The following is a 16736-nucleotide window of genomic DNA, read 5'->3' on the forward strand; positions in this document are numbered from 1 at the left end:
GGAGCGCGGGCAACCGCGTGGGGTCCGCGGCCGACCCCCGGCCACGGACCCCACGACGGAACAAGCGGAGCGCTACGCGCTACCGCTCCAGACGCCCGTCATACCGCCGAGGCAACCCCAACGGGTTGGAATCCCGCAGCTCCGCCGGAAGCAGCGCCTCCGGCGCGTTCTGGTACGCGACAGGCCGCAGCCACCGCTCGATCGCGGTCCCGCCCACGGACGTGGACGTCGACGTCGTGGCGGGATACGGCCCCCCGTGCTGCTGGGCCGGCGCCACCGCGACCCCCGTGGGCCACGCGTTCACGACGACCCGCCCCGCGAGCGGCGTGAGCTCCGCCAGGATCTCCGCGCCACGCCCCTCACCGGCCTCCTCCTCCGTGGAGAGGTGCACCGTCGCGGTGAGGTTGCCGGGCAGCCGCGCGAGGACGGCGTTCGCCTCGTCCTCGTCCTCGTAGCGCGCGACCACGGTCACCGGCCCGAAGCACTCTTCGAGCAGCAGGTCGTAGGCGCCCTCGGCGGCCAGCTTCTGCGCCGAGACCGTCAGGAAGCCGGCGCTCACCGTGTGCTCACCGCCCGCACCCGGCGTCACCGGCGCGTCCACGCCCGGCAGCTCCGCGCGCTCGGCGACCCCCGCGACGAAGTTGTCGCGCATGCGGTGGTCGAGGAGGACCCCCGCCTCGGTGTCGCTCACCGCGTCCGTCAGGGACTTCAGCAGGCGGTCGCCCGCCGCGCCGGCCGGCGCCAGCACCAGGCCCGGCTTCACACAGAACTGGCCGACGCCCAGCGTCATGGAGCCCGCGAGCCCCGCGCCGATCGCCTCGGCGCGCTCGGCGGCGGCGGCCTCGGTGATCACGACCGGGTTGAGCGATCCCAGTTCGCCGTGGAACGGGATCGGCGCGGGCCGCGCAGCCGCCGCGTCGAACAGGGCGCGTCCGCCGCGTACCGAGCCGGTGAATCCGGCGGCCGACACCAGCGGGTGCTTGACCAGCTCGACACCCGCCTCGAAGCCGTGCACGAGGCCGAGGACGCCGTCCGGGATGTCGTGCTGGGCGGCGGCCCGGCGTACGACGGAGGCGACCAGCTCGGACAAACCGGGGTGGTCCGGGTGCGCCTTGACGACGACCGGGCAACCCGCGGCGAGCGCGCTCGCGGTGTCACCGCCGGCCACCGAGAAGGCGAAGGGGAAGTTCGAGGCCGAGTAGACGGCGACGACGCCCAGCGGCACCTTGTAGCGGCGCAGATCCGGGATCGGCGGCGTCGCGGTGGCGTCGGGGTGGTTGATCACGACGCCGAGGAACTCGCCCTCGTCGACGATGTCCGCGAAGGCCCGCAGCTGATAGCAGGTGCGGGCGAGTTCGCCGGTGAGCCGGACCGGGCCGAGCGCGGTCTCCGCGTCGCCCGCCTCCACGAGGTGCTCCTTGGCGCCTTCGAGCAGGTCGGCCGCGGTGCGCAGGAAGGCCGCGCGGACCGTGCGGTCGGCGAGAGCCCCCCGGGCGGCGTGCGCGGCGCGGACGTCGTCGTCCACCTCCTGGGCTGTGGCCTCCACCGCAACCTGCTCGCGCTGCTTCCCGGTTCGGGGGTCGACACTCCAGACTGGTGCTGCTGCCACCGAGGGTCCCTCCAGATGTAATGCCGAAGTACGTGTGCCACTCACCAGGGGCGTTCGATATGCTGAACGCTGTCTCTGATGGTGAATATGCTGTCGAGACTATTTCCCGGCGAACTAGGGGGTCAAGGCCGATGTCGGCAGGCGAGACGGGCGGCGGAGCACAGGTCAAGTCCGCGGTGCGGACGGTTGAATTGCTCGAGTACTTCGCCGGACGCCCCGGTATGCACTCCCTGGCCGCCGTGCAGGAGGCCGTCGGGTACCCCAAGTCCAGTCTTTACATGCTGCTGCGCACGCTTGTCGAGCTCGGCTGGGTGGAGACGGACGCGACGGGCACGCGGTACGGCATCGGCGTACGGGCGCTGCTCGTCGGCACGTCGTACATCGACGGGGACGAGGTCGTCGCGGCGGCGCGCCCGACGCTGGACCGCCTCTCCGACGACACGACGGAGACGATCCACCTGGCCCGCCTCGACGGCACGAACGTCGTCTACCTCGCGACCCGCCAGTCCCAGCACTACCTGCGGCCCTTCACGCGCGTGGGGCGCCGGCTGCCCGCCCACTCCACGTCCCTCGGCAAGGCGCTCCTCGCGACCCACACCGACGAGCAGGTACGCAAGCTGCTGCCGGAGACGCTGCCCGCGCTGACCGAGCACACGATCACCGACCGGGAGAAGCTCATCGAGGAGCTGCGCCTGGTACGGGAGCAGGGGTTCGCGGTGGACCGCGAGGAGAACACACTGGGGCTGCGCTGCTTCGGCGTGGCGATCCCCTACCGGACGCCCGCCCGGGACGCGATCAGCTGCTCGGTGCCGGTGGCGCGGCTGACGCCCGCGCACGAGCAGATGGTGAAGGACGCGCTGTTCGACGCGCGGGACCGGCTGACGCTCGCGACCCGGAGGCTCTGACATGTCCGACGCCCCTGAGGTACCTGGTGTGACCGGCGTGCCCGGCATGCCTGACGTGCCTGGTTCCGAGGTCGAGCTCCGGGAGGTCCACGACAGTGATCTGCCGGTGTTCTTCCGGCAGACGAACGATCCCGAGTCCGCGCGGATGGCCGCGTTCACGCACAAGGACCCGACCGACCGGGACGCCTTCGAGGCCCACTGGAAGCGGGTGCGGGCGTCGTCCGCCGTGACCCGTACGGTCCTCGTCGACGGGGACGTCGTCGGGAACGCGGCGGTGTACGGGGAACCGGGCGAGCGCGAGGTGACGTACTGGATCGATCGCGCCTACTGGGGTCGGGGAATCGCCACGGCAGCGCTGCGGGCCCTGCTGGTCCTGGTGCCCGAGCGGCCCCTGTACGGGCGGGCCGCCGCGGACAACGCGGGGTCTCTGCGGGTGCTGGAGAAGTGCGGGTTCGTCGTGACCGGACGGGACCGGGGGTTCGCCAACGCGCGGGGCGCCGAGACCGACGAGGTGGTCCTCAAGCTCTCGGAGTAGAGCGCCCGGGGCGGTGGGCGTTGATGAACTCCGCATGAGAAAAATGGGGCGAAGGGAACGTTCGGGGGGTCGGTGCTCGTCTTCTGGACGGGATGAACAAAACGATCAGGCACGCCTCCGTCTTCACTCTGCTGCTCGTGTTCGCTCTGCTGGTCAGAGCGACCTGGGTGCAGTTCTACGACGGCCAGGCGCTCGCAGAGGACAAGGACAACCGCCGGAACGCGATCGAGCAGTACGCGTATCCGCTCGGGAACATCGTCGTGGGCGGCGACGAGGTCACCGGTTCCGCGCGGACGACGGGCGGCGACCTCAAGTACAAGCGCACGTACACCGACGGCCGTCTCTACGCGGCCGTCACCGGGTACAGCTCGCAGGTCTTCGGGGCCACGCAGCTGGAGGGCGTCTACCAGCAGCTGCTCGACGGCACGGACAACCGGCTGAAGAACCCCCTCGACACGGTCACCGGCAAGCGGTCCGACCCGGGCGATGTGATCACCACCATCGACCCGGACGTGCAGAAGGCCGCCTACAAGGCGCTCGGTGACAAGAAGGGCGCGGCCGTGGCGATCGACCCGCGGAACGGCAGGATCCTCGGTGTCGTGTCCACCCCGTCCTACGACCCCTCGGTGCTCAGCGGGGGTGACTCGGAAGCCTGGAAAAAGCTGACCAAGGACTCCGAGAAGCCCATGACGAACCGGGCGCTGCGCCAGCCGCTGCCGCCGGGCTCGACGTTCAAGCTGGTCGTCGCCGCCGCCGCGCTGGAGGACGACCTGTACTCCTCGGTGGACGAGCGGACGGACAGCGAGAATCCGTACACGCTGCCCGGCACCACGACGGTCCTGGCGAACGAGAGCAAGTCGGCGCCCTGCGAGAACGCGTCGATCCGGGTCGCGCTCCAGTACTCGTGCAACAACGTCTTCGCGAAGATGGCCGTCGACCTCGGGCAGGACAAGGTCAGGGCGATGGCCGAGAAGTTCGGCTTCAACGACACGTCGCAGGACGTGCCCGTGCGCGCCTACACAAGCGTGTACCCCTCGGACATGGACAAGTCGTCCACCGCGCTGACGGGCATCGGGCAGTTCGACGTGACCGCGACGCCGCTGCAGATGGCCATGGTCTCGGCCGCCATCGCCAACGGCGGGAAGCTGGTCTCGCCGCACATGGTGTCGCAGATCAGCGACGCGAACGGCGATGTGCTGGAGAACTACGACGACGAGGCCCGGAGCGAGGAGATCGTCAGCTCGTCCACGGCCGAGCAGTTGCAGTCGGCGATGCGGACGGTCGTCGAGGAGGGTACGGGGACGAACGCGCGGATCTCCGGGGCGACGGTCGGGGGCAAGACCGGTACGGCTCAGCACGGCGAGAACAACAGCAAGACGCCGTACGCCTGGTTCACGTCGTATGCGAAGTCCGACTCCTCCGACAAGGAGGTCGCTGTCGCCGTGGTGGTGGAGCAGTCGGATGCGGCGCGGTCGGAGGTGAGCGGGAACGGGTTGGCCGCGCCTGTCGCGGAGGCCGTGATGCGGGCGGCCCTCCGCGACTGAGGGCCCCCTGCGGGTCGCCGCCGCCGGGCCAAAGGATTGCGCCGTTCCCCGCGCCCCTGAAAGACCAACAGACCGCGGCGGTTACTTTGCGTTCAGGAGTTGTTCGATCGGGTCTATCGCGAAATAGATCAGGAACAGCGCCGACGTCCCCCACAGCAGCCAGTGCACCTCCTTCGCCTTCCCCAGCACCGTCTTGATGAGGACGTAGGACACGAACCCCGCCCCGATCCCGTTCGTGATCGAGTACGTGAACGGCATCACCGCGATCGTCAGGAACGCGGGGATGGCGATCTCGTACTTGTCCCAGTCGATGTGCTTGACCTGCGTCATCATCAGGAACCCGACCGCCACCAGCGCCGGCGCCGCCGCCTGCATCGGCACGATGGTCAGCAGCGGGGTCAGGAAGAGCGCGCAGGCGAACAGTCCGCCCGTGACGAGGTTCGCGAACCCCGTACGGGCCCCCTCGCCGACCCCCGCCGCCGACTCGATGTACGACGTGGCGGAGGACGCGGACGACGCGCCGCCCGCAACCGCGGCGGCGCCGTCGATGAGCAGAACCCGGCCCAGGTTCGGCACCTTGCCCTCCTCGTCCAGCAGCCCCGCCTCGGCGCTGATGCCGACGACCGTGCCCATGGTGTCGAAGAAGTCCGACAGGATCAGCGTGAACACCAGCAGCACGACGGTGATCACACTGACCTCGCCGAACGCCCCGAACAGGCTGAAGTCGCCGAGCAGTCCGAAGTCGGGCGAGGCCACCACGTCGTCGGGCACCTGGGGCGTGGTGAGGCCCCAGCTCTTGACGTCCGCGATCTCGTTGACGACGATCGCGACGAGCGTCATGGTCACGATGCTGATCAGGATCGCGCCCTTGACCTTCCGCGCGAGCAGCCCGATCGTCAGCAGCACCCCGAGGCAGAACACCAGGATCGGCCAGCCGGTCAGCGCGCCCGTGGCCCCCAGCTGCACCGGCACGGTGGTGTTGGCCGCGTCCGGTATACGGCTGACGAACCCGGCGTCGACGAAGCCGATGAACGCGATGAACAGCCCGATGCCGACACTGATCGCCTGCTTGAGCGGCTGCGGTATCGCGTACATGACGGCCTCGCGCAGTCCCGTCACCACCAGGACGCAGATCAGCAGGCCTTCCAGGACGATGAGGCCCATCGCGTCGTCCCAGCTCATCAGCGGGGCGATCTGGAAGGCGACGACGGCGTTGAGGCCGAGGCCGGCGGCGAGCGCGAGCGGCAGGTTGCCGCCGACCCCCATGACGATCGTCATCACCGCGGCCACCAGGGCGGTGGCGGTGACCAGTTGGACGCTGTCGAGCTGATCGCCGAACTTGTCCTTCGCGCTGCCGAGGATGATGGGATTCAGGACAAGGATGTAGGCCATCGTGAAGAACGTGGCGAAGCCGCCGCGCACTTCCCGGCCGACGGTGGAGCCCCGGGCGGAGATCTTGAAGAACCGGTCGACGCTGTTGGCCGGGGGCGGTCCGGCGCCGGGCCGGTCGTCCACCTGCTGCGTTTCGGACATGGCGGATGCTCCTCGTTACCTGCGTGCCTGGTGTGCGGGTGCTGGCTGGATTGTTCCCGCGCAGAACCAGTTTCAGGTTTTCATCGTGTTACAGAATGAACCGACAGGGAGAGGTCCCCGTGGGCACTGTCGTCGACGACGCCGCCTCCGTGGAGTTCCATGACTTCTTCGAGCGGCACTACTCCGAACTGGCCCGGCTGGCCCAGCTGTTGACCGGTGAGTCCGACGCCGCCGACGACCTCGCGGCGGACGCGCTGCTCGCGCTGTGGCACCGCTGGGACCGTGTGCGCGCCGCGGACCACCCGGTGGCGTACGCGCGCGGTGTGGTCGCCAACCTGGCGCGTGGCCGGATCCGCAGCGCGGTGCGCGAACGAAGACGGATCACCCTGGTCTGGTCGCAGCGCGAGGACAGGAGCGAGAACCCCGACGTGCCCGGCATGGTGGACGTCCAGGAGGCGCTGCGCAGACTGCCGTTCCGCAAGCGGGCGTGTGTGGTCCTGCGCCACTCCTTCGACCTGTCGGAGAAGGACACCGCGCTCACCCTCGGCGTCTCGGTGGGGACGGTGAAGAGCCAGACGTCGAAGGGGATGGCGGAACTGCAGCGGCTGCTGGGGCCGCGGGAGGCCCCACGAGCCGATGACAAATGGTTCGGGCCCGGACGGAACCTCTTGCGGCTGCACGGCATCTGACAGGACGTACCAGTGAACACGGGGTCGTCCGGACCCCGCGGAGCTGCTGGCCTGAGCCCCCCTCGGCCAGTCAGAGCGACGCCCCTCGTCGGTGACGACCGCGAGGGGCGTTCGCATGCCCGCCCCGCGAAACGGAGCGCGCCGGTTACAGGACCGCGTCGAGCCAGGCGAAGACCTCGTCCTGCTGCGGCACGCTGAACACATGGCCCAGCTCGGGCCAGACCTTGGTGTGCAGGTGCTCCCCGGCACGGCGTGCGCGCCAGACGGCGCGCAGCTTCTCGTGGGCCACCCGGACGCCCTCCGCGGGGAACAGGGTGTCCTGGGCGCCATGGAAGAAGAGCGACGGCTTGGGCGCGGCGATGCTCGCCACGTCGGGGAAGTCGAGGTGCCGGGCGAGCCCGGGGTGGAGCATGCAGTACGAGGACTGGCCGCGCAGGATGTTGTTGCCCGGCACCATGACCTCCTTCAGCCCGGTCATCCAGCACACGCTGGCCGCCGCCGCGATGTCGTCGCTGAGGGCGGCCGTCTGCCAGGCGCGGAAGGCGCCCATGGAGAATCCGACGGCCGCGACCCGGCGCCGGTCCACCCGGTCGAGACCGGCCAGGAAACCGGCGGCGCGCACGTCCTCGCGGGCCATGAGTCCGGCGAGCGAGGACCCCAGATGGAAGAGGTTGCTCGCCAGGGCCTGTTGCTGCTCGTACGTGACTGGTCCGCGGTCGCCCCAGCCGAGCGCGTCCAGGGCGAGGACCACGTAACCGCGCCGGGCCAGCTCGTCACCGACGAACCGGCCGCCGAAACAGCGGTCCGCCCAGCCCTGCGCCGACGCCAGCCGTGTGTCGTCGTCCCAGGGCCGGACCAGTTTCTCCTTCCCGATGTCGAACTTGGCGCCGTGGTCGTGGAGCAGGAGGACGGCGGGGAAGGGGCCGGTGCCGTGCGGGGTGAGGAGGGAGCCGCGGACCCGCTCGTACCGGGTGAGCGAGAGGGTCACCGACTCGCGGGTGTACCCGTCGGCTTCGACGCGCCCGCCGAACTCCTGCTCGTACGGGGTGTGGTCCCGCTCGACGAACAGGTGCTCCTCGACCTTCGACCGGGCCGCCCGCCGCCACGCCCGGAAGTCCCGGACCGGGGAGGTGCCCCAGGCGAGCGGGAAACGCAGTTCGTCCTTGAGGAGGGGGTGGAAGTCGGGAAGGTTCCCCTCGACGATGCCCGTCACCCGCGCGGCCGGGGCGGTGGCCTGTGCCGCGTGCGCGGGGGCCGCGGACGCTCCGGCGCCCGCCGCGCCGAGCAGTGCCGCCGCCCCGGCACCCGCGACGAACGACCGCCGGTCCAGGGACGGCGGTCCCGGGGACGACGGCTCACCACCGCTACCGCTGTTCATACGGCCTCCAGTCACCGAGATACGTCCTGCGGGTGTGCGAGGCGGCCTCGGCGCGCGTGAGCTGGGGCCGGTTGGCCGGGACGGTGATCTCGGCGCCCGGCCCGCTGTTGCGGTACTCGGCGAACCGCTGGCTCTGCCACGGATAAGTGGCCGACATGTCGGTGTACGGCTCCACGGCGTCGATCCCGGCGCCGAGGCGGGTCTCGCGCACGGTCAGCATGGGCCGCGCGGTGGGGTCGGATCCGGGCACCCAGGGCCGGGCCAGCTTGTAGTAGGCGTCCGGGGCCCCACTCGTCACCCGGCTGTCCGTCACCAGGTATCCGCGCGGATTGGCGACCGCGGTCGAGGGCGCGAAGACGAAGCCGTACGGGGCTCCGGCGAGGTCCGTGCGCCGCAGCGTGCGGAAGTGGCAGTGCTCGAACACGGCGGTGGCCCGCCCGAACACGAAGTCCACGTCCCCCTCGACGTAGCAGTGCGCGAAGTACTGCCGCGCGAAGGCGGTGAGCGCGAGGGAGTCGGCGTACAGCGTGTCCTGGTGGCCGAGGAAACGGCAGTGGAGGAACGCCGAGCGGTCGCCCTGCACCTTGATGGCGACGGCCTGGGTGCCGGTGATCTCGGGATGGTCGGCGCGCAGCCAGTCGTTGGCGAAGGTGATGTCGCGGGCGGTGAACCCGTCGGCCTGCACGGTCGTGGTCGCCGAGCCGGTCGTGCCGTGGGTGCCGGAGCCGTCCGGTTTCGGGGTGCCGTTGGCGTTGTCGTAGACGATGACGACGTCCCGCGCGTCCTCGGAGGCCCCGAGCCAGGTCAGCTCCGTACGGGCGGTGCTGACGGCGACCGTCTCGCGGTACGTTCCCGGCGCGATGACCAGCGTGTGTCCGCTCCCGTTCGCGGCGTTCACCGCGGCCTGGACCGTGGTGTGGTCGCCGAGGCCGCCGGGGTGGACGTACAGGGTTCGCTCGTCGAGCCGGGCCGACGGCGAACCGTACCGTCCGAAGGGGGAGCGCCCGCGCGCGTGGGCGGTCCCGCCGGTCCCCAGCGCGAGGGCGGCCCCGACGCTCGCGACGACGAAGGACCGTCTGCTCGCCCTCGGGCTCGCCTTCGCATTCGCACTGATCGGCAGGGTCATGATCAGCGGACCTTTCCGGCGCCCGCGCGGCCGTCGACGATGCCGGGCACCGCGCGCGGCGGGTCGACCCTGGTCCGCAGGGTGGGCGTCCAGCCGGCGCCGGACCGGAGGGTCTCGGCGGGGATCTCCGCGTTGTGGACGGCGATGAGATCGGTCCTGCGGCCGTTGACGTAGTTGTTCTCGGCGGTGAGCGGCGCCTCGCTCCACTTCTTCAGGGTCTTGGCGGCGCTGACACCGGCGGGCAGCGAGAACGCGTTGTCGGAGGCGTACAGCTGCGAGGAGATCCCGACGCCGAAGGTGTAGCCGTACGACTGCCCCTCGCGCACCACGAAGTGGTTGTTGTACGAGTCGACCTGGCCGAAGCGGACCCGCGGCGCCCGCTCGACGACGCCCTCGAACCTGTTGTGGTGGAGCGTGACCTTGAGCTTGCCGGTGTCGGTCGCTCCGGCACTGTCGCTGTTGCCGATGAGCATGGTCTTGTCGTGGTCCTCGACCGCGTTCCAGGAGACGGTCACGTGGTCGGCGCCGCGCACGATGTCGAGCAGGCCGTCGTGCTGCTGGTAGGTCCGGCCGAAGTAGGTGGGCAGGGTGCTGTCCGGGTAACGGCCGTCGGTCAGCGTGTTGTTGGCGACCCACACATGGGTGGAGCCGTACACGACGACCGCGTCGTACTCGGAGTTCCAGGCGCCGGTCGCCGTGTCGGTCGGGTCCCACTGCGGGAAGCAGTCCAGCGGGGCCTCGATGGTGAGGTTGCGCAGGATGACGTTGTCGACGCCCTTGATCTGCAGGCTGCCGCCTCTGATGCCGGCGCCCTTGCCGACGCCGACGATGGTGGTGTCGGCGGGCACGTTCACCTTGATGGCGGCGTCCTGGGCGGCGGCGGAGGCGGCCCGCAGTCCTTCGGGGCTGTCGGCGGGCTCCCCGGACAGGTCGGTGTCCAGACCCCAGTTCTCGGGCGAGTACTTCTCCAGGTAGGCGTCGAAGTCGTACCCGGGGGCCGCGAAGGAGGCACACCCCTCGGCGACGGGGTCGATGACGCCCTTGACCTTGACGATCTTCGGCGCGTCGCCGCCGGCCTTCAGCGCGGCCTTGAACGCGTCCCAGGTGGTGACGGTGTACACGTGCTCGCCGTCGGCGGCCGAGCCGCCGGTGGTCCCGGCCCCCTCGGCCCCCCACCCGTCCCCCACGGCAAGAACCTCCCGCCCGAGATCCCGACCACGCTCCCCCTCCCCGGCATGGGCAACGGTCGCGACCGCCCCAAGGGCAAGCGCGGTACATCCAGCAATGACATGCACATGCCACATAGAAGTACGCATGACTACGGTTCCTTCCAACAGAGAACGGATCGACTTACCCAGGGCGCGAGGAACGGCGCAATCTTCGGCTTTCGCCTTTCGCCCTCAGGGGCGCGGGGAACGGCGCAATCTTTTGCCTTTGGGGCCCGGGGGGGGCGACTGCACGACCACCCCCACGGCCCCGCAGTCCCCTGCCCCCCACCAGCGGCCAGCCTACCCCTTCTGCTCGTTCCACTCCCCCTGAGCCTCATTGAGCTGATCGGCCAACGTGTCCAGGAACTCCTTCTCGCTCAACGACCCGTTCAGCACCTTCTGGAAAGCCGGCTCGTTGTCGGTCTTCGAGATGGTGTTCCAGTCGGGCAGGTAGTAAGGCAACTGGACGATGGTCGTGGAACCGTCGGTCAACGCCTCGGCCGCCAACTTCGTCGGCTCGGCCTCGGCCACCCACGCGTCCTTACCGGCGTCGTTGTTCGACGGCACCTGCCCCGCCGACTCGTTGAACTTCGAGTTCTGCGCCTTCTCCGTGGCGAACTCGATGAACTTCCAGGCCGCGTCCTTGTTCTTGGAGGTCTTGAAGATGCCGAGACCGTCCACGGGGTTGGAGACCTGGACGCGCTTGCCGCCGGGCCCGACCGGCTGCGGAATACCGCGGAACTTGTCGGCGCCCAGCGCCTTCACGTGATCCTGGTAGGAGCCCAGGTTGTGGTTGAGCATGCCGATCGTGCCGGAGTCCCACTGGGCGACCATCTTGGTGAAGTCGTTGTTGAGGTCGGCCGCCGGAGTGACCTTCTTGAACAGGCCCGTGTACTTCTCCAGGGCCGCCACGTTCTTCGGGTCGTTGACCGTGGTCTTCTCGTTGCCGTTGTCCCAGAACGAGGTGATGCCGGACTGCCCGTACATCGCGTCCAGCGCCTGGGCGATGGAACCGGCGCCCCCGCGGATGGTGTAACCGAAGGCGTTCTTGTCCTTGTCGGTGAGCTTGTCGGCGGCCTCGTAGAACTTGTCCCAGGTGGTCGGCGCGTCCAGCCCGGCGCTCTTGAACAGGTCGGTGCGGTAGTACAGCACGCCGTTGTTGGCGGAGGTCGGGACCGAGTACAGCGTGCTGTCCTCGGCGCCGCCACCACCCGCGGCCTTCAGCGACTTGACCATGTCGTCGTTGAGCTTGCCGTTCAGGGAGGACTTGCCGAGGCGGTCGTCCAGCGGCTCCAGCGCGTTCTGCGCGGCGAAGCCGGCGAGCATCGCCGCACCGACACCGCCCACGTCCGGCAGCCCCTTGGCCTGGATGGAGGTGTCGACCTTGGACTGGTACTCGGTGGCGGCGATCGGGACGTACTTGACGTCGATGTCCGGGTTCGCCTTCTCGAAGTCGGCGATGATCTCCTTCCAGATGTCGGTGCGGACACCGCCGTTGTTGTCCCAGAAGGTGATCTCGCCCTTGCCACTGCCCTCGGCGCCCTTGTCACCCGACGAACCGCTGCCGTCGTCACCGCAGGCGGTGGCGGTCAGCGCGAGGACCGCGCTCACGGCGACGGCGGCCGCGGAGCGGCGCGCTCCTCTACTGCTGCTGCGCATGCTGCTCTTCATGATCGGCTCTCTTCTTCTGGATCCGACGAGGGGTGTGTCGCTGTAGCGGTGAAGCGGTGTCGCCGTGAAGCGGCGTGCTGTGGAATCAGGCAGGTGAGGCGGTGGTGACGCGGAACCGCGTGAACGTGGCCGCCCCCGCGTGTCCCCCGCCGGACGGCGCGACCCCGTAGAGGCCGAGCAGGGCCCCGACCCAGCGCCAGGGGGTGGCGGCGAAGACCTGGCCGGAGGGCTCCCAGCCGCCGCCGAGGTCGTACGAGAAGCGGCAGCGCGCCCCCGCTCCCACCTCGATCCGCAGCCGGATCCCCGCCTCGGGTGCCATCCGCGGATGCGCCGCGTCGCGCTCCCGCTCCGCGACCTGCTCGCCGAACCGGTGCACGAGGTGGACCGTCCCGTCGGCCCCCCGTTCGAGTCCGATCCAGCTGAACGCGTCGCCCAGCACGGCGAGTCCGGCCCGAGCGCCCGGCTCCTCGGCGTCGAGCCGCAGCCCGACCTCGACGGTGCACGGGGTGCCGGGCAGCCGCTGGGTGAGCACGTTCGCCAGCTTGCGCGGGTCGTCCGCGTCCGCCGACCGCACGCAGGCCAGCCGCAGTCCGTCACCGGAGTGCTGGGTCGCCCAGCCGTCCTGGGGGTTGGCGGTCCACTGCCACTGCCGTCCGAACCGCCCGCCGGGGAAGTCGTCGTCGGTGGCGGGCGCGGAGAGCGGCTGCGGCGGCAGATCGGGCTTGCGGTGCACGGCGACGGGGGTGCCCTCGTCACCGATGACCGGCCAGCCGTCCCGGCCCCAGCGCATCGGCTGGAGGTGGACGACTCTCCCGTACGGGCCCCTCTGCTGGAAGTGCGCGAACCAGTGCTCGCCGGACGGGGTGGCCACCCAGCCGCCCTGGTGGGGGCCGTTGACGTCGGTGGCGCCCTGCTCCAGGACGACCCTCTCCTCGTACGGGCCGAAGAAGCCGCGTGAGCGGAAGGCGCCCTGCCAGCCGGTCTCGACGCTGCCCGCGGGCGCGAAGATCCAGAACCAGCCGTCGTGCCGGTAGAGCTTGGGCCCTTCAAGGGTGAACCAGCCGGGGATGCGGTCGCCGTCCACGATCAGCCTGCCCTCGTCGAGCAGGCCGGTGCCGTCGGGCCGCATGCGGTGGCCGGTGAGCCGGTTCTTGATGCCGGAGCGGGATCTGGACCAGCCGTGCACGAGGTACGCCTCGCCGCTCTCCTCGTCCCACAGGGGGCACGCGTCGATGAGGCCCCTGCCCGCCTTGACGAGGTGCGGGCGGGTCCAGGGACCGCGTATCCCGGGTGCGTTGACCTGGAAGACGCCGTGGTCGGGGTCGCCCCAGAAGATCCAGAAGCGGTCGTCGTGATGCCGTAACGCCGGCGCCCAGACCCCGCAGTCGTGCCGGGGCTTGTTGAACTCGGCCGCGGGCTCCAGGCGTTGCAGCGCGTGGCCGATCAGTGTCCAGTTGACCAGGTCGCGGGAGTGCAGCAGCGGCAGGCCGGGGGCCCGGCCGAAGCTGGACGCGGTCAGGTAGTAGTCGTCCCCCACCCGCAGGAGGTCGGGGTCGGACCAGTCGGCGTTCAGCACGGGATTGCGGTACGTGCCGTCGCCGAGGTCGGCGGTGAAGGCGGGACTCTCCTGGGCGTTCATGGACTCACTGCCTTTCGGACGAGTGCCGCCGCCTCGGCCCGGTCGAGGCGGCCGTCGGCGACCACGGTGACGACCCGGCGTACGACGGTCTCCCCCGCCGGGACCGGCAGCCGCTCCTCGGGGGCCAGGGACGAGCCGACGCCCGGATACTCGGTGCCGCGCACGAACCACGGGTCGCGGCGGGTGCGGTCGGTGGCCCCGGCGAACACCAGCGTCCAGCCGTCCCCCGCGAGCGCCACCCAGCCGGCGCGGGTGCCGTGCGCCGCGTCCTCGCCCTCGGTGTCCGCAGTGAACACGGCGGGCGGCTCGGCCTCCTTGCGGGCCCGCCAGAAGAAGCCTCCGTAGGCCGCGCCGGGCCGGCCGTTGGTCGCCGGGCTGCCGATCGACAGGGGTGCGGAGGTGGTGTTGGTGAGCGAGAAGGTGAAGTCCAGCGCCCAGGCGGTGTCGGTGAGTTCGGTCGCCGCGACGGTACGCCGTTCCCGCAGCAGCTCGGCTCCGGCGGCGACCCAGCGCAGCTCCTGCACGAAGCCGTCCGGGTCGCGCAGCTGGAACGCCGTGTGCCGCTGGGCGCCGTGGTTGGCCAGCTCGGTCGGCCCCCGGTCGCGTACGAAGGTGCGCCCGCCCCAGAAGTTGTGACCCTCGACGTCGGGAACGGCTACACCGACGCCGAGGTGATGGAGGTGGTCGGCGGGGCTGAGCTCGGTGACAGCCGTGCCGGCCAGGGTGGTGACGGGATGGAGGTACGGACGCGGTGACAGCGTCGGGGCCAGTGCGGGCCGGGTCACGTAACGGCCGACCGGGCGGCCCGCGACGCGCAGGACCAGCGACTCGTCGTTCATCAGGTGCTCACCTCTTTCGACAGTGCCCACGAGGCGCCCAGCTCGGAGTAGAGGGCGAGGGTGTCGGCGGCGGCGGCCACGAGTCCGTCGACCCCGGCCACGACCCGACGGTTCTCGTCGGCGTCGAGGTACCAGGCGTCCCGGGGCAGCGCGACCGGGTCCGGCGCCCGCCGGATCGCCTCGACGACCTTCATGAAGGCGCCCGTCCCGTCGGGCGCGACCAGCAGCCCGGCCCGGCCTTCGAGATGCTCGACCAGGTTCTCCAGCAGATCGGTCCTGCCGTACGTGAGCTCCTGCGGGCCGTGCCCCGAGCGCTGGACGAGGACGCGGTCCTGCTTGTACCAGAAGGTGATGCGCCCGCCGTCGCCGTGCACGAGGACGTACGGCTCGTCGGGGCGTTCGGCGCACAGGGTCGCGGCGACGGTGATCCGGTTGCCGCCGGTGGTGGTGACGCGGACGCAGGAGGTGTCGTCGGACTCGATGTCGTTGGCGCGCAGCAGCTCGGTCTCGATGCCGGCGACGTCCTCGGCGCGGGTGGCGCCGTCCAGTGCGAGGGCGGTGGCCACGGCGTGCGCGAGGGGGTTCGTCAGGACGCCGTCGACGACGTCGGACCCGTTCATCCGGCGCCGTCCCGCCCAGGGCGCGCGGCGGTAGTACTCCTCGGCGCGGCCCCAGGCCCCGGCCCCGCCGATGCCGTGCACACGGCCGATGGTGCCCTTCGCGATCAGCTCCCGGATCGCGGGAACGGCGTGCGAGCCCATCGACTGGAAGCCGATCTGGCACACCACCCCGGCCGCCGCGACCCCGTCGGCCATCCGGCGGAACTCGGCGTACGACGGGGCCGGCGGCTTCTCCAGGAGCAGGTGCACGCCCCTGGCGGCGGCCGTCAGCGCCAGGTCGGTGTGGGTGGGGATGGGCGTGCAGATCACGGCGATCGCGGCACCGGTGGAGTCGAGCAGGGACCCGAAGTCGGGTGACTGCAAAGGGAGTTCACCGGCAACTGGGGTGAAGAAGCCGGCCAGTTCCGCCGGGGTGAGCGGGGTCAGCTCGCAGATCCCCGCGAGCCGCACCACTCCCTTGTCCTGGAGGCGGCGGATGTTCTGCAGATGCCAGCGGCCGTGCCCGCGGGCGCCCGCCAGGACGACGGGAAGAGGTCCCCCGTGGCCGCTCATCCCTTCACCGCCCCGGCGCTGAAGCCCGTGATCAGCCACTTCTGGATGAAGGCGAAGACGATCACGACGGGTACGGCCGCGACGATGCCGCCCGCGGCGAGTGCGCCGAGGTCGACGCTGTCGGCGCTCATCAGGCTGTTGAGGCCGACGGGGATCGTCTGCTTCTCCTGGTTGCTGAGGAACATCAGGGCGAACAGGAAGTGGTTCCAGGAGTGCACGAAGGCGAAGGAGCCGACCGCGATCAGGCCGGGCCGCAGCAGCGGCAGGACCACGACCCGGAAGCCGGTGAAGCGGTTGCAGCCGTCGACCCAGGCGGCCTCTTCGAGGGTGTACGGCACGTTCCGGATGAAGCCGCTGATCAGGATCATCGACAGCGGCAGCTGGAAGACGGTCTCGGCGATGATGACGCTGCCCAGCGAGTTGATCATCTGCAGTTCGGCGAAGATCTGGAACAGCGGCACCAGGAGCAGCGCACCCGGCACGAACTGCGAGCAGAGCAGTGCCAGCATGAAGGCGCGCTTGATCCTGAAGTCGAAGCGGGCCAGGGCGTAGCCGCCGGCCAGGGCGACGAGGGTCGTCATGAAGAGCGTGGCGAGGCCGACGTACACGCTGTTCTCGAAGTACGTGCCGAAGCTGCGGTCGTTCCACACCTTGTCGAAGTGCTCGAACGTCATCGGCCAGGGCACGAGCGAGGTGGAGCCGGTCGGCCGCAGGGCGAAGAGCAGGATCCAGTAGAAGGGGACGAGGGTGAAGACGAGGTAGATGCCGAGCGGGAGGTAGATCTGCCAGCGCGGGGCCTCGTCCCAGGCGCGCCTGCCCTTGCGGGGGCGCTGCGGCGGTTCGTCGGCCACCGGTGCGGACTGCTCCGCCGGAATGATGGTGTCGATG

14 protein-coding genes are annotated in these 16736 nt (G+C 70.5%); 4 read left to right on the top strand and 10 right to left on the bottom strand.

Annotation, left to right across the window (positions count from 1 at the left end; translation table 11 throughout):
* Positions 1-79: 79 nt before the first annotated feature.
* Positions 80-1609 (bottom strand): aldehyde dehydrogenase (NADP(+)), encoded by a 1530-nt coding sequence (locus K3769_RS07910; RefSeq protein ID WP_267025723.1) that lies wholly within the window; start codon positions 1607-1609, stop codon positions 80-82.
* A gap of 131 nt (positions 1610-1740) precedes the next feature.
* Here K3769_RS07910 and K3769_RS07915 point away from each other — a divergent pair, with 131 nt between their 5' ends.
* From K3769_RS07915 to K3769_RS07925, 3 genes are all read left to right on the top strand, one after another.
* The gene (locus K3769_RS07915) at positions 1741-2514 is read left to right on the top strand and encodes an IclR family transcriptional regulator (protein WP_267025724.1); all 774 of its coding nucleotides are present in this window, start codon (positions 1741-1743) and stop codon (positions 2512-2514) included.
* Between the two features lie 46 nt (positions 2515-2560).
* On the top strand, positions 2561-3049 hold the full coding sequence (locus K3769_RS07920) for a GNAT family N-acetyltransferase (protein WP_267025725.1): 489 nt from the start codon (positions 2561-2563) through the stop codon (positions 3047-3049).
* 92 nt (positions 3050-3141) lie between these two features.
* A complete protein-coding gene (locus K3769_RS07925; RefSeq protein WP_267025726.1) occupies positions 3142-4593 on the top strand; it encodes a peptidoglycan D,D-transpeptidase FtsI family protein in 1452 nt (483 codons plus the stop codon).
* 81 nt (positions 4594-4674) lie between these two features.
* On the opposite strand, the gene K3769_RS07930 is transcribed toward K3769_RS07925, so the two are convergent.
* Complete coding sequence (locus K3769_RS07930; protein WP_267025727.1) at positions 4675-6126, bottom strand: NCS2 family permease; 1452 nt, start codon at positions 6124-6126, stop codon at positions 4675-4677.
* Between the two features lie 119 nt (positions 6127-6245).
* Between K3769_RS07930 and K3769_RS07935 the strand changes: the two genes are divergently transcribed.
* The gene (locus K3769_RS07935; protein ID WP_267025728.1) at positions 6246-6815 is read left to right on the top strand and encodes a SigE family RNA polymerase sigma factor; all 570 of its coding nucleotides are present in this window, start codon (positions 6246-6248) and stop codon (positions 6813-6815) included.
* Between the two features lie 145 nt (positions 6816-6960).
* Here K3769_RS07935 and K3769_RS07940 read toward each other — a convergent pair whose 3' ends face one another.
* The 8 genes from K3769_RS07940 to K3769_RS07975 form a co-directional block, all read right to left on the bottom strand.
* Complete coding sequence (locus K3769_RS07940; protein ID WP_267025729.1) at positions 6961-8193, bottom strand: dienelactone hydrolase family protein; 1233 nt, start codon at positions 8191-8193, stop codon at positions 6961-6963.
* Positions 8180-9319: a pectinesterase family protein gene (locus K3769_RS07945; RefSeq protein WP_267025730.1), complete on the bottom strand. Its 1140-nt coding sequence runs from the start codon at positions 9317-9319 to the stop codon at positions 8180-8182. The genes K3769_RS07940 and K3769_RS07945 overlap by 14 nt, the downstream gene beginning before the upstream one ends.
* 2 nt (positions 9320-9321) lie before the next feature.
* On the bottom strand, positions 9322-10635 hold the full coding sequence (locus K3769_RS07950; RefSeq protein WP_267025731.1) for a pectate lyase family protein: 1314 nt from the start codon (positions 10633-10635) through the stop codon (positions 9322-9324).
* Positions 10636-10827: 192 nt separating this feature from the next.
* Complete coding sequence (locus tag K3769_RS07955) at positions 10828-12198, bottom strand: ABC transporter substrate-binding protein (RefSeq protein WP_372514885.1); 1371 nt, start codon at positions 12196-12198, stop codon at positions 10828-10830.
* Positions 12199-12283: 85 nt separating this feature from the next.
* Positions 12284-13837, bottom strand: a complete 1554-nt coding sequence (locus K3769_RS07960; protein ID WP_267025732.1) for a glycoside hydrolase family 43 protein — start codon at positions 13835-13837, stop codon at positions 12284-12286.
* Complete coding sequence (locus K3769_RS07965; protein WP_372514886.1) at positions 13834-14676, bottom strand: DUF6807 domain-containing protein; 843 nt, start codon at positions 14674-14676, stop codon at positions 13834-13836. The genes K3769_RS07960 and K3769_RS07965 overlap by 4 nt, the downstream gene beginning before the upstream one ends.
* A complete protein-coding gene (locus K3769_RS07970; RefSeq protein ID WP_267025733.1) occupies positions 14676-15848 on the bottom strand; it encodes a Gfo/Idh/MocA family protein in 1173 nt (390 codons plus the stop codon). The genes K3769_RS07965 and K3769_RS07970 overlap by 1 nt, the downstream gene beginning before the upstream one ends.
* On the bottom strand, positions 15845-16723 hold the full coding sequence (locus K3769_RS07975; protein ID WP_267031285.1) for a carbohydrate ABC transporter permease: 879 nt from the start codon (positions 16721-16723) through the stop codon (positions 15845-15847). The genes K3769_RS07970 and K3769_RS07975 overlap by 4 nt, the downstream gene beginning before the upstream one ends.
* Between the last annotated feature and the right edge of the window lie 13 nt (positions 16724-16736).

The organism is Streptomyces ortus (assembly GCF_026341275.1).
GTDB lineage: Bacteria > Actinomycetota > Actinomycetes > Streptomycetales > Streptomycetaceae > Streptomyces > Streptomyces ortus.

Excerpts from the sequence above, each read along its gene's own strand:
- K3769_RS07915 (WP_267025724.1), top strand. The coding sequence starts at position 1,741 with ATGTCGGCAGGCGAGACGGGCGGCGGAGCACAGGTCAAGTCCGCGGTG.
- K3769_RS07920 (WP_267025725.1), top strand. The coding sequence starts at position 2,561 with ATGCCTGACGTGCCTGGTTCCGAGGTCGAGCTCCGGGAGGTCCACGAC.
- K3769_RS07925 (WP_267025726.1), top strand. The coding sequence starts at position 3,142 with ATGAACAAAACGATCAGGCACGCCTCCGTCTTCACTCTGCTGCTCGTG.
- K3769_RS07930 (WP_267025727.1), bottom strand. The coding sequence starts at position 6,126 with ATGTCCGAAACGCAGCAGGTGGACGACCGGCCCGGCGCCGGACCGCCC.
- K3769_RS07940 (WP_267025729.1), bottom strand. The coding sequence starts at position 8,193 with ATGAACAGCGGTAGCGGTGGTGAGCCGTCGTCCCCGGGACCGCCGTCC.
- K3769_RS07945 (WP_267025730.1), bottom strand. The coding sequence starts at position 9,319 with ATGACCCTGCCGATCAGTGCGAATGCGAAGGCGAGCCCGAGGGCGAGC.
- K3769_RS07950 (WP_267025731.1), bottom strand. The coding sequence starts at position 10,635 with ATGCGTACTTCTATGTGGCATGTGCATGTCATTGCTGGATGTACCGCG.
- K3769_RS07955 (WP_372514885.1), bottom strand. The coding sequence starts at position 12,198 with ATGAAGAGCAGCATGCGCAGCAGCAGTAGAGGAGCGCGCCGCTCCGCG.
- K3769_RS07960 (WP_267025732.1), bottom strand. The coding sequence starts at position 13,837 with ATGAACGCCCAGGAGAGTCCCGCCTTCACCGCCGACCTCGGCGACGGC.
- K3769_RS07965 (WP_372514886.1), bottom strand. The coding sequence starts at position 14,676 with ATGAACGACGAGTCGCTGGTCCTGCGCGTCGCGGGCCGCCCGGTCGGC.
- K3769_RS07970 (WP_267025733.1), bottom strand. The coding sequence starts at position 15,848 with ATGAGCGGCCACGGGGGACCTCTTCCCGTCGTCCTGGCGGGCGCCCGC.